Source organism: Erwinia mallotivora (assembly GCF_000590885.1).
Taxonomy (GTDB): Bacteria; Pseudomonadota; Gammaproteobacteria; order Enterobacterales; family Enterobacteriaceae; genus Erwinia; species Erwinia mallotivora.
In genome coordinates, this window is the sequence record NZ_JFHN01000063.1 from 124,999 (window position 1) to 137,914 (window position 12,916).

Genomic DNA, 12,916 nt, shown 5'->3' on the forward strand with positions numbered 1-12,916 from the left:
ATTTGCGCACGATAACGTACCAATTGTACACAATCACCCAGGCTTCGCACTAAGAACCTGTAACACATCAGCCAGCGCGGCATCAGGATGTTCGCTGTCCAACCAGTGGACACCCTCCCAACCACGAAGCCAGGTCATCTGACGCTTAGCCAGTTGCCGGGTCGCACAAATTCCCCGATAAACCATTTCATCGTAATCGATTTCGCCTGACAGATATGACCACATCTGACGATAACCAACACAACGAACGGAAGGCATATCCGTATGCAAATCACCCCGTGCGAACAGCTCACGAGCTTCTGTTTCAAACCCTGACGCTAACATCTGCTGAAAACGCAACTCAATACGCTGATGAATGAGCTCACGTTGCCGGGGAGCAATCGCAAACTGGACAACATCGTATGGCAAAGCCTCACCGGACGTTTTAGTCAGCTCCGTTAAAGTTTTACCCGAAATAAAAAAAACTTCCAGTGCTCGCGAGAGTCTCTGGGGATCATTCGGATGAATACGATTTCCAGCCGTGGGATCTATGCCACATAACTGACGGTGAAGGGCATCCCACCCCTTCTCACTTGCCATTTGCTCTATATGCTGGCGCACTTGCGGATCTGCCGGGGGCAACGGCGACAATCCTTCCAGCAGCGCTTTGTAATAGAGCATCGTGCCACCAACAAGCAACGGAATACGCCCACTTTGGGTAATGTCCGCCATTTCTGCCAGCGCATCCCGACGAAACTCTGCTGCCGAATACGCTTCAGCAGGGTCACGGATGTCCAGCAAACGATGAGGTGCCAACCGCAGCTCCTGCGCAGAAGGTTTGGCTGTACCAATATCCATTCCCCGATAAATCAGCGCTGAATCAACACTAATCAACTCAACCGGCAACTGCTGACGCAAAGCTATTGCCAGCGCTGTTTTACCGGAGGCCGTTGGCCCCATCAAAAAAATGGCCTTTGGGCGGCCAGCCTTACCAGTTTCACTCATGCTTCAGGGCGTTCATCGCCAGTTCAATATCAACGTGTTGTACTAAGCCAGAAGGTGGCGATGTAACCAGTTGTGGGCAAAGCCTTTCGACTTCAGCCAGCAATGCTATCGCCTGCGAGTGATTCCAGTGCGGTTGTTCGACTACCGAATGCCGTGCCAACCATTGCACCATCTGGCTCGCCGATACATCCTGTTGTCGGGCGAGATAGCCTAACAGGTCTGGAATCAAGTTTTGTAAATTTTGTTGTCGCAATGGTAAAGGTACAGCGCGCAGCGTGACGTGTTGCCCGTCAGGCAACAGTTCAATCCCCATCTGAATCAACAGGGATGAGTAGCGTTCAAGCGCATCACGTTCTGCTTTATCTGACCTGATTCGTACCGGGATGAGCAACGGCTGCGCTTTTAATCCCTCTTTACCGGGATCCAGCTGCGCCTGCTTCAGCCAGCGATCGGCCACTGTTAACGAGATCAGCGCCAGACTCCCCTTCGTCTCCACCAGCGCATAACATTCGTGCATCACTGCCAGCACCCGTCCAAAGCTCTGGCTGTGGCCACTTAACGGAGCCGGTACGGCATCGGATGAAACAGGATGATTCTTTGCTAAAGCACTGTGGCTTTTCGCAGGTTGCGGTTGGGTTTGCAGCAATTGCTGATATGCCGCCCCCTCCCTTTTTTGATACGCCGGTTCCTGTCGTGGCCAACTGCCGGATGCCGTTTTGTTTCCTGTCTTAGCCTGCCACTGAGCTGGCGTGCTCTCTCTGGCCTCATGAGTTTGCGGCGGGCCAGAGGAGGCAAAGTGATTTGTGCCGGCAGCCTGACGATTTTCTGGCTGCCAGCGCCCGGCGGGTGCTTCAACCGCAGGCAGGACTTCAGCCCCGGTATGCTGAAGAACGCTGCTCACCCCCTGATAAATGAAATCATGCACCAGCCTGGATTGATGAAAGCGCACTTCATGCTTGGCCGGATGCACGTTGACATCGACCTGATGAGGATCAATTTGCAGGTAGAGAACATAGGCAGGTTGATGCTCATCGCCCAGCTTATCCTGATAAGCCTGGCGAATAGCATGGTTGATCAGTCGGTCACGCATCATCCGGCCGTTGACATAGCAATATTGCAGGTCGGTGATACTCCTGGAACCAGCAGGATCGGCCACCCAGCCGTGTAGCGCCAGGTCACCATGCTGCCACTCAATCGCCAGCGCGTGGTTAAGAAATGCCGTGCCACAAATCGAACCCAGTCGTCGCTCGCGCTGACTGTTTTCAGTTACGCCACGATACTGCCGCATCAGCTTACCGTTATGACTGAGTGAGAAGGCCACATCAAAGCGCGCCAGTGCAATGCGCCGAATGATTTCGTCGATATGCGTAAATTCGGTCTTTTCAGTACGCATAAATTTACGACGGGCGGGGGTGTTGTAGAACAGGTCCAGCACTTCCAGCGTACTACCGGGTGGATGGGCGGCAGGCTTGATGCTTACCTCCATATTGCGTCCTTCAGCATAGGCCTGCCATGCTTCAGTTTGCGCTGTGGTCCGCGAAGTCAGCGTCAGGCGGGATACAGAACTGATACTGGCTAACGCTTCGCCCCGAAAACCGAGGCTCATAATGGCTTCCAGATCGTCGAGCGTGGCAATTTTACTGGTGGCGTGGCGAGCCAGCGCCATCGCCAGCTCATCTTTTCCAATACCACAGCCGTTATCACGGATGCGGATCAGTTTTGCGCCACCTTTTTCGATTTCAATATCAATCCGGGTCGCTCCGGCATCCAAGCTGTTTTCCACCAGCTCTTTCACCACCGACGCCGGACGTTCAACCACTTCACCCGCCGCTATCTGGTTAGCCAGTTGGGGAGGTAACACCTGAATCGGCATAATGAAATTCCTTGCTGTTCAATAATGAGACAGAGAATCGGTCATTCCGGATATCAATGGCAGCCAGATCCCACCCGATTACGAGGCCGGAATAATCAACGTCTGCCCCAGCATGACGTTCTGCGACTTCATATTATTTGCCTGCTGAATCGCCTTTGGGCTGACGCCATAATGCGCCGCGATCGCCGTTAGCGAATCCCCTCGAACCACTTTATGCCTGACAGGTTTTTTCGCCTGCGACACACTGGCAGCTTTGGATATGCTGCTGCCCGCAGGTACTTTCAACCGCTGGCCTACCCAGACCACATCATTTTTCAACGTATTCATGCCACGCAACGTTGCGGTGCTGACGCCATAATGGGCCGCAATCCCTGACAACGTTTCCCCGCGTTTTACCACATGGCGGCTAACCACCCCAGAATATTGCGTGTTCACCGGAGCAGGGTTAGTTTCAACGTTAACCACCGCTGCGGACTGCAACGGCCGGTTTTCCTCCTTTGGGACAGATTGCAGCGGATGCGCCAGGAAGTAGTTACGGAGTCCTTTATAAATCGACTCGGCAATCTTCTGCTGGTAAGCGCTACTGCCGAGCAGTCGCTCCTCCGAAGGGTTACTGATAAAACCGGTTTCCACCAGCAATGAAGGGATATCCGGCGAACGCAATACGCCCAGACTGGCGTGTTCTGGTCGGCGCTTGTGCAGTGCACCAACACGCTGAAGCTGGGCGATGACTTTTACCGCCACATCATAACCAACCCGCTGGGAGTGGCCGAACTGCAAATCAAGTACCGCCTGGCTGAGGTAAGGATCCGCCTGACTGTTCGCCAGCAAGTCACCCGCACCACCTAACAGCTCTGACTGCTTCTCATGCTGTTCCAGCCACCCCGCCATCTCACTGTTAGCGCGGCGGTTGGACAATACCCATACCGATGCACCGGAAGCGCTGCGGTTAGGGGCGGCATCGGCATGAATTGACACCAGCAGATTAGCATTTTGTTTACGTGCCACATCAGAACGGCCCATCACAGAGATGAAATAGTCACCATCACGGGTCATCACGCCTTTAAACATGGGGTCGTCATTCAGCAATGCCTTAAGTTTACGGGCAATGGCAATAGTGACATTTTTCTCCTTCAGGCCACCGGCCCCAATCGCGCCGGGGTCCTGCCCGCCATGGCCGGCATCAATAGCCACGATTACCACATCATTGGCCGAACGAGCGCTCCGTCCCGGTGCCACAACGCGGTCGCCGCTGGTCACTGCGGTGACAGGATTACCCTTGAAAGGATTTTCCGCAGGCGCAGAGGATGCCGGACGGGAAACAGAGCTGACTTCAGCCGGCGCTGATGAAGCTTTTACTGGCTGAGTTCCACTAATGGTGAATACGACGTTATAACTACTGCCCTGGCGCTGTGTCACCGCTCGGGTTTTAGCAGGCTGAGTCAGCTCAAACACCAGACGAATGCTCTGATTGTCTTTAGGCTGGCTTGAACGGATGCGTTTAACAATGTTCTCGCCACTGAACGTCAGCGGCAGGCCCTTCACAACGCCACTTTGACGAATGTCCAGCACGACCCGATTTGGGTTATGCAACGGGAAAAAACCATATACCGGCTGACCATTGAAACTGAGGGTTACCGTTGCCTGGTTGTTGCCGTTTGCCACCTTAATATCAGCAAGATTTGCCGCCAGACTCGAAAAAGTCGCCAGTATCAGTACCAGTAAAAAACCAAACTTCATCCGCAACATCATTAACAGCCCTTTTCCATCACAACCTGTCGCATCATCATTTCACCCACGGCTGAACAGGCTCTCAACTCGGCCTGGCGCGCCCGATTGTGGTAGCTGAGGTGCAGTTCGATATCGGGCGTGGGCAAAATCCCGGCTCCCTGCTGCGGCCATTCAATCAGGCAAAGGCTGTCGTCGGCGAAATAATCGCGAATCCCCATAAACTCAAGTTCCTCCGGGGAAGCCAGACGATAAAGATCGAAATGATATACCCGATGTTCAGGAAGGTTATAAGGTTCCACCAGCGTATAAGTCGGGCTTTTTACGTTTCCCTGATGCCCAAGTGCTTGCAGAAAACCACGGCTGAAAGTGGTTTTTCCTGCACCAAGATCGCCATAAAGATAAAGCGTTACGCCACCTTTACTGACGCGGGCGAGGCTGGCCCCTAAAGCAAGGGTGGCGGCCTCATCGGGCAATGTCATTACGCAGGTATTCATTATTTTTGATTCAACGTCTCTGGATTGACAAACAGATACAGTTCGGAAAACAGATCGCTGGCAATCATGCCTCGCTGACCCGTCCGTTTTGACACTTCTTCCGCCGCAGCACCGTGAACGACACATCCGGCACAGGCGGCATCATACAGTGAGAGTTTTTGCCCGATCAGGCTGCCGATAATACCGGAGAGAACGTCCCCCATGCCACCCGCAGCCATCCCGGCATTCCCCACATCGGCAAAAGCCAGTTGTCCCGCCTCACTGGCAATCAGTGTCCCGGCTCCCTTCAGTACCACCACACCGCCATAACGTTTCGCCAGGCTACGTGCAGAAAGTAAGCGATCACTCTCAATTTCACTGATACTGAGGTTAAGCAGCCTTGCCGCTTCGCCCGGATGTGGCGTAATAATGCGATTTTGACGTTTATCGGGACTGATTGCCAGCAGGTTGAGCGCATCAGCATCCCAAAGCATGGGTTTCTGAGAGTTTTCTACCTTTTTCAGGGCATTTTTCCCCCATTCACCCTGCCCAAGGCCGGGGCCAATGACGATAACATCAGCCCATTCGAGCGCCTCTTCAATAGCCGGGTTGCTCAGTTCATGCACCATCAACTCCGGACGTGCCGTCAGCAGCGGTGCAATATTTTGTTTGTGAGTGAGCACTCGCACTAAACCAGCACCTGCACGCAATGCAGCCTCACCGGCCAGACGTATTGCGCCCGCAGTCCCGTGATCGCCACCGATAATCACCAGTTTACCGTTGTCGCCTTTATGTGAGGTCGGCCTGCGTGGCGAAAGCCAGTGGGTCAGAGATGAAGCGTCATAACGGGCGAACGGCGCGACCTGGCTCGCCAGCCAGCGCTCCAGATTCAGCGCATGGTAGTGCAGCCTGCCAACATAATCGCGGGCTTTACCGGTAAGCAGACCCGCTTTCAGGGCAATGAAAGTCAGGGTATGTGCAGCTGTAATGACCTCGCCTGGTGCCGTTCCGTCAGCCGCGCTCAATCCTGAGGGGATATCCACAGAAAAAACGTGGGCGGGATGCGCATTGGCCTGCTTAATCAACTGCTGATACGCTCCCTGAGGGGCCTTATTCAGACCGGTTCCCAGCAGCGCATCAACGATCACCTCAACTTTTTCCGGCCAGATAACAGAGGGATCGTGAATTACCCCACCCGCCGCCAGCCAGGCATCACGCGCACGCTGCGCATCTTCAGGCAATGGTTTGCTCCCTTCACAGGCAACGAGCGTGACATGCATCCCAGCGGCCAAAGCAAGACGGGCGATAACAAAGCCATCTCCGCCGTTGTTACCGTGCCCGCTGAGAATCAACCAGTGCTGACTGTCTGGCCACAGGCTACGGATATGGCTGAAAGCCGCCTCGCCCGCACGCTGCATCAGCTCATACAACGTTAGCCCAAACGCATCAGCAGCATCTCGCTCAAGTTGCGCTATCGCCTCTACAGGCCAGACGGAATAGGGTAAACTTAGTGGGTTATTGTGCTGGCTCAGGTTATTCATGTCGCATCCTCTCGATCTTCATCAACTTGCCCGAAATATTAAACAGTGGGGGCAACAGCTTGGCTTTCAGCAGGTAGGTATCTGTGATACCGATTTAAGCCTGGAAGAACCGCGTCTACAGGCCTGGCTGGAAAAGCAATATCATGGTGAGATGGCCTGGATGGCACGACATGGCATGATGCGCGCCCGCCCCCATGAACTGCAACCTGGTACCCTGCGGGTGATTAGCGTAAGAATGAATTATCTTCCAGCCAAAGCCGCTTTTGCACGTACCTTAAAAAATCCTCAGCTTGGCTATGTCAGCCGTTATGCGCTGGGCCGTGATTACCACAAAGTATTACGCAATCGCCTGAAAAAGCTTGGGGATCTGATTCGTGAACACTGTGAAAACGCAGAGTTCCGCCCTTTTGTCGATTCAGCACCCGTCATGGAAAGGCCACTGGCAGTGAAAGCCGGACTTGGCTGGACCGGTAAACATTCGCTGGTCCTTAACCGCGAAGCGGGATCCTGGTTCTTTCTTGGTGAACTGTTAATCAACCTGCCGCTGCCTGTCGATACCCCCCAGCAGGAGCAGTGTGGGCGTTGCGTCGCCTGTATCACTACCTGCCCGACCGGAGCCATCGTCGAGCCTTACGTTATTGATGCCAGGCGCTGTATTTCCTATCTGACAATTGAGTTGGAGGGGAGTATTCCGCAAGAGTTCCGGCCGCTGATTGGCAATCGTATTTACGGCTGCGATGACTGCCAGCTGATTTGTCCGTGGAACCGCTATGGGCAGCTGACCGATGAGGATGACTTCAGCCCGCGAGCCGTACTGCATTCTCCGCCGTTAACCGAGTTGTTCGCCTGGGATGAAGCAACCTTTTTACGCGTCACAGAAGGTTCTGCTATCCGCCGCATCGGGCATCTTCGCTGGTTACGTAACGTCGCAGTGGCGCTGGGAAATGCTCCCTGGTCGGTTGAGAATATTGCGGTTCTTAACAGCAGACTCGGTGAAAACGCCATGCTGGATGAGCATATCCTCTGGGCGCTGGCACGCCAGAAAGCAGCTCGTGCTGAAAATGCGATTGAAATGCAAAGTGGACAACAAAAACGGCTGGTCAGGGCAATTGAAAAAGGCTTAACAAGAGATGCCTGACGCGATTCTACCCTTGTCATCATCAGGCGCTACCGTTTTCCACACGCTGTGCATAAAAATAAAAAGTTGTTGTCATTCAATCGTCACAGAAAGTACAAGCGATCTGAACGACAATTTGAAATATTATTTATTTTATTAAAAACAATAAATTACGAATAAAACGTAAAAAAATGTGTATGCAGGCCATTCAACTCAGAGCTGGATTATCTGTGGATAACTCTGTTGAAGAATGTCGATGAGCGTTAAAATACCTGGCAATATTATTGTTGTGGGTAACGATTATCAGGAAACGGAGAGTTTTTAAAACTGGAGCGGGAAACGAGACTCGAACTCGCGACCCCGACCTTGGCAAGGTCGTGCTCTACCAACTGAGCTATTCCCGCTTAATAAGGAGTGCTGTTACAGACCGGATTTGATGTATTTTATTGATAAACAACAAGTTTATCCAAATCCACCGCCGTAAGATGGTGTGCATTATGGACTAAACCCTGGGCCTTAGCAACCTCTTAATACAAGAAAGATTGCAGGACAATTCTGCCGTTTATTTTTTCACCGCCCCACTCCTTTTATACTGCTTATTGCCAACAATGGGGTAACACCAACTTCAGCAGTCAGTTGATGACACACCCTGACTCTGAATATTCACGCGTGAATAAGCGAGAAGAAACAAGGGAGAAGATCAGACGGCTGACAGTTTCATGACAGTAATTTTTGTGCAGGGGTGTGCAGAAGGCTGTCTGCAAAGAAAATCTGGAGCGGGAAACGAGACTCGAACTCGCGACCCCGACCTTGGCAAGGTCGTGCTCTACCAACTGAGCTATTCCCGCAAAGAAAGGCATGTAACGTTGCTTATTACTTCCGTAACGCAAATTTAATATAACTTACTGATTTATAAGAATTTGCATTCCTGCAACAACGGAACGGGTGGCATTATGGACTGATTACATCCCGGTGACAAGCTTTTTCTTTCATTACTGTGAGATAAACTGAAACCGTTTCCGGCATACAGTTACCGCTTTATAAACACAAAAAGTGCCCGATATCCCCGGCACATCAGAGATAAGATTACATATACAGTGGCATTATAAAAACCATGCTGTTCAGATAGTTGATCATCTGCCCTTGCTGGCAGAACCGCCTGCATTTGCAATGTGACCGGCTGGGTTATCCAGCGAAAATACCTTATTTTGAGTTGAAAAATTTCCGGTCGCCTTCGTGCGTCAGGAGGTGTTCACTCCAGGATGAGTAGCACTGCCCTGTACCATCAGGAGTACCATGTGAATCAGGAACAGCGTAATTCTGTGCGTGGGTTCAGAGGTGATCGCTTAAAATACCCTATCGCTGGCACCCTGGGGATTAATACCGCCAGTAGTGACAAGCCCGAACCACCCGATGATAAAATGTTGTGGCGTTTTATTAAAAAATTTCAGGTTAAATACTGATATTCTGAAAGTACAAATCCAGTAATGGCGTGTCCTGATGAAGTCAGGCTCACTGATGTTGTTGGCTTTATCACAGACAGTCACCTCCTTAATTTCAGATAAGCAGGCTTTGAATTAATTCAGCTGACTTGCAATCTCCCTGTTCGGCTTGTTTACCAGTTGTGTTGAGAGCGATTATTCTGACTCTTCGCAGCATTACAGTGAAGTCCATTCGGCAATACCTACATAATAAAAAAATCAGGCCAAATCTGAAAGACCGCCATGCAAAAAATTAAAATTTTCAGTAAAGAAAAAAATGGACCCAAAGGTAAATTTAATTGTTTTTTATTATTTTTATTAATTCATTTGTCTTTTTTTGTATTGCCAGTCATTTTTTCAATACTGCTATTTTGAAAGAAACAACACCAAATAAAGTAACAACAAGAAAACATGCGACATATATTTTTCTGGTGTAATTCTGACATCACCATGAATATCAATAAGAAGTGCAGTGATGCCAAATTTTTTTAAAATATGCTTAGCCTGCAAATAAATCCTGTTACGCTACAAAACCTAACATAAGATTACAAATTCTGTCTCTCAACCTCGCCTCACAATCATAAAGTGTCTGCTAAAGAGAAAACTTAATTAAGCAATTTCAACTTAACTTTAGCGATAAATTGTCGATAATAATTATCGTCGTCAAGAACGCACTTGAGAACCGATATCGTGCGGTTCCGCTACATACAGTACAAAATGGCACATACACATCAGGCCTCCTTAATCTGTACCAGTTCTTTTTTGGAATTTTTGGATTAACCTCTTTAAGGATGTTTAACACTATGGAAAATACTAAAGTCACCAGTTATTGCATTAACAATATTGTCGATTTTATACCCGATAAAAATCGGCTCATTAACTGTGAAAGCAGGGATGAAAACACCCTGTACAGCACTGCGTCACGATGTCTTTTCCTGCTAATAACCAATGTCGGCAAGGTTGTCTCTCATAAATCATTGTATGAAGCAGGGTGGGAGAGTCAGGGAAAAGAAGTCACACCCAATACACTGTACCAAACCATTTCAGAGCTTCGTAAACAGTTAAAGAATGCCGGGTTTAAGCAGAATATTATTCAAACATTGCCTCGCCAGGGGTGGACGATTAATAATGATGTAAAAGTAACTAAAGTCACTGAATCAGTGTTACTGGAAGAGACGTTAGCCATGTCAGCAATTCCTGATAATGGCATCAAAAAATTGTGTAAAAACCTTGTAAAGTTCCTGACCCAGTAAATACGGCAACAGAATACAAATCGATGACCTCTTTATTCTTTTCTGGATAAAGAGGCGATAACTAAACCCTGTGCAACATCAACATGGTAACTATTGGTTGTCTCTTTCTTAGCAGGTCAGTTGCAGGAAAATTTTTCATTTTTCCTGTCGGTCCGGGTAAATGCATGTCACCCACCCGGCGGCCAGTGGTCATCAGAAAAGACTCAACGAAAGATAATAACCGGCAATATTTTAAATTGATGTATGGACGAAGATGAAAATGATATTGAGCCTGATTAACCGGCTTACTGGTGGTCATACAGAAGAGAGGGAGTAACAATGCAGATTATTCAATCTGGCAACTGAAACAATATGGCATTAACTATAAAAAAGAGGGTAGTTCAGTCAGGAGAGTGGCTACTGGTGCTTGTGTAAAACTGGAGCGGGAAACGAGACTCGAACTCGCGACCCCGACCTTGGCAAGGTCGTGCTCTACCAACTGAGCTATTCCCGCTTGGTACGACGCTTAGAAAAGCGTGTCGTTATGGGGTGCGCATTATACGAAAAAATCATCCCCCTGCAACACCGCAAGTAAATTTTTATCCTGACTTGGTTTCATTTGCTGTTTAAATCAGCAAAGTGCTGTCATTTTCAGCACTCTGCCGCAAAATCTGGCAAATCGTACCATTTGATCAACTACGACTGAATAAAATGCTCGCGATAGTAAGCCAGTTCAGCTACCGATTCACGAATATCATCCATAGCCTGATGCGTGCCCTGCTTTTTAAAGCCTGCCAGGATTTCCGGCTTCCAGCGGCGGGCCAGCTCTTTCAGGGTGCTGACATCCAGATAGCGATAATGGAACCAGGCCTCCAGCTCCGGCATATATTTAAACAGAAAACGGCGATCCTGCCCGATGCTGTTACCACAGATTGGTGAGCTGTTCGCTGGCACCCATTGCTTCAGAAATTCAATTGTCGCCAGCTCAGCGGCACGATCATCATATTCACTGGCCTTCACCCGAGCGACCAGCCCACTGTTGGTGTGAGTTTTCACATTCCACTCATCCATCAACGCCAGCTGTGAATCAGACTGGTGTACCGCAAAAACCGGCCCTTCCGCCAGAATATTCAGGTCGGCATCCGTCACCAGCGTGGCAATCTCAATAATGCGATCCCTTTCCGGATCCAGCCCGGTCATTTCAAGGTCAATCCAAATCAAATTACTGGCATTTGCAGTCATAGAGTCTCTCGCCGTGGCTTATATCATCAAACGTTAGCGTGTATCATAAACGTTTTGCCCTGTCAGGGCGAAGTCTGACAAGCCGTGTGAGGAAGAGTGAGTAAAAACAAACTGTCCAAAGGTCAGCAACGCCGTGTCAGTGCCAACCACGAGCGCCGCCTGAAACAGCGAAACGATAAGCCTGAACCCGATGACAGCCTGTTTGGCGATGCGCAGGATGGCGTGGTCATCAGCCGCTTTGGCATGCATGCCGATGTGGAGGATAACAATGGCGTCAATCACCGCTGTAATATTCGCCGCACCATCCGCTCACTGGTAACCGGCGACCGCGTGCGCTGGCGTCCGGGTTTGCAGGAGGGCACTACGGCAAAGGGCATCGTCGAAGCGGTTCATGAACGCAGCTCTGTTCTGACGCGTCCGGACTTTTACGACGGCGTAAAACCCATTGCGGCCAATATAGACCAGATTGTGATTGTCTCGGCAATCCTGCCTGAGCTGTCGCTCAACATCATCGATCGCTATCTGGTGGCAAGTGAGACGCTGGATATCAGGCCGCTACTGGTGCTGAACAAAATTGACCTGCTTGATGCAGAAGGCCGCCAGTTTGTGGATGAGCAAATGGCTATCTATCGCAAGATTGGCTATCGCGTGCTGATGGTGTCAAGCCAACAAAAAAATGGTCTGCAAGATCTGGAAGAAGCGCTGACGGGCAATGTCAGCATTTTTGCAGGCCAGTCTGGCGTCGGTAAATCCAGCCTGCTCAACGCCCTGTTGGGCCTGGAACCAGGCACCAACGAGATTCTCACTAATGAAGTGTCGGATGTCTCAGGTCTGGGCCAGCACACCACCACGGCCTCCCGCCTCTATCATTTTCCTCATGGTGGCGATGTGATCGACTCTCCGGGAGTGCGTGAGTTTGGTTTATGGCATCTGGAACCGGAACAAATTACCCGTGGATTTGTCGAATTCCGGGAGTTCGCCGGTCACTGCAAATTCCGCGACTGCAAACATGATACCGACCCTGGCTGCGCCATCCGTGAAGCCGTTGAGCGCGGTGATATCGATGAGTCGCGTTTTGATAATTACCACCGCATTCTGGAAAGCATGTCAGAGATGCAGCTCAAGACGCGGCGCAGTTTTGCAGAAAACAGTGATTAAAAACAGGCCTGTCCGGTTCGCTGCACAGCCATAGCCCGAATGCACCGGCGCTGTTACAATCCGCACCCTTATATCTTTGCATGC

At 50.3% G+C, this 12,916-nt stretch carries 10 protein-coding genes and 3 tRNA genes; 4 read left to right on the forward strand and 9 right to left on the reverse strand.

Annotated elements, in window-relative coordinates:
• Positions 1-33: 33 nt before the first annotated feature.
• The 5 genes from miaA to nnr form a co-directional block, all read right to left on the reverse strand.
• Positions 34-984 carry a tRNA (adenosine(37)-N6)-dimethylallyltransferase MiaA gene (miaA, locus tag BG55_RS16870; RefSeq protein ID WP_034939925.1) on the reverse strand — a complete coding sequence of 317 codons (951 nt, stop codon included), beginning with the start codon at positions 982-984 and terminating at the stop codon, positions 34-36.
• On the reverse strand, positions 977-2,857 hold the full coding sequence (gene mutL / locus BG55_RS16875) for a DNA mismatch repair endonuclease MutL (RefSeq protein WP_034939927.1): 1,881 nt from the start codon (positions 2,855-2,857) through the stop codon (positions 977-979). The genes miaA and mutL overlap by 8 nt, the downstream gene beginning before the upstream one ends.
• Positions 2,858-2,935: 78 nt before the next feature.
• Positions 2,936-4,609, reverse strand: coding sequence for an N-acetylmuramoyl-L-alanine amidase AmiB (gene amiB / locus BG55_RS16880; RefSeq protein WP_034939929.1), 1,674 nt, complete (start codon positions 4,607-4,609; stop codon positions 2,936-2,938).
• Positions 4,609-5,082 (reverse strand): tRNA (adenosine(37)-N6)-threonylcarbamoyltransferase complex ATPase subunit type 1 TsaE, encoded by a 474-nt coding sequence (gene tsaE / locus BG55_RS16885; protein WP_034939930.1) that lies wholly within the window; start codon positions 5,080-5,082, stop codon positions 4,609-4,611. Before tsaE ends, amiB begins: the two co-directional genes overlap by 1 nt.
• A complete protein-coding gene (gene nnr, locus BG55_RS16890; protein ID WP_034939932.1) occupies positions 5,082-6,602 on the reverse strand; it encodes a bifunctional ADP-dependent NAD(P)H-hydrate dehydratase/NAD(P)H-hydrate epimerase in 1,521 nt (506 codons plus the stop codon). The genes tsaE and nnr overlap by 1 nt, the downstream gene beginning before the upstream one ends.
• On the opposite strand from nnr, the gene queG reads away from it, so the two are divergent.
• Positions 6,601-7,740 (forward strand): tRNA epoxyqueuosine(34) reductase QueG, encoded by a 1,140-nt coding sequence (queG, locus tag BG55_RS16895; RefSeq protein WP_034939934.1) that lies wholly within the window; start codon positions 6,601-6,603, stop codon positions 7,738-7,740. The genes nnr and queG overlap by 2 nt on opposite strands.
• A gap of 307 nt (positions 7,741-8,047) precedes the next feature.
• Here the strand turns inward: queG and BG55_RS16900 are convergent.
• Together BG55_RS16900 and BG55_RS16905 are read right to left on the reverse strand one after the other, a co-directional pair.
• Positions 8,048-8,123: transfer RNA gene (locus tag BG55_RS16900), tRNA-Gly, on the reverse strand.
• A gap of 368 nt (positions 8,124-8,491) precedes the next feature.
• Positions 8,492-8,567: transfer RNA gene (locus BG55_RS16905), tRNA-Gly, on the reverse strand.
• A 450-nt stretch (positions 8,568-9,017) separates the two neighbouring features.
• Between BG55_RS16905 and BG55_RS22895 the strand changes: the two genes are divergently transcribed.
• Positions 9,018-9,182 carry a hypothetical protein gene (locus tag BG55_RS22895; protein ID WP_160170873.1) on the forward strand — a complete coding sequence of 55 codons (165 nt, stop codon included), beginning with the start codon at positions 9,018-9,020 and terminating at the stop codon, positions 9,180-9,182.
• 821 nt (positions 9,183-10,003) lie between these two features.
• The gene (locus BG55_RS16910; protein WP_052018917.1) at positions 10,004-10,453 is read left to right on the forward strand and encodes a winged helix-turn-helix domain-containing protein; all 450 of its coding nucleotides are present in this window, start codon (positions 10,004-10,006) and stop codon (positions 10,451-10,453) included.
• A 417-nt stretch (positions 10,454-10,870) separates the two neighbouring features.
• On the opposite strand, the gene BG55_RS16915 is transcribed toward BG55_RS16910, so the two are convergent.
• Positions 10,871-10,946, reverse strand: a tRNA-Gly gene (locus tag BG55_RS16915).
• Positions 10,947-11,128: 182 nt separating this feature from the next.
• Positions 11,129-11,674 (reverse strand): oligoribonuclease, encoded by a 546-nt coding sequence (orn, locus tag BG55_RS16920; RefSeq protein ID WP_034939938.1) that lies wholly within the window; start codon positions 11,672-11,674, stop codon positions 11,129-11,131.
• A gap of 96 nt (positions 11,675-11,770) precedes the next feature.
• Here orn and rsgA point away from each other — a divergent pair, with 96 nt between their 5' ends.
• Complete coding sequence (gene rsgA, locus BG55_RS16925; protein ID WP_034939940.1) at positions 11,771-12,832, forward strand: small ribosomal subunit biogenesis GTPase RsgA; 1,062 nt, start codon at positions 11,771-11,773, stop codon at positions 12,830-12,832.
• Positions 12,833-12,916: the final 84 nt, after the last annotated feature.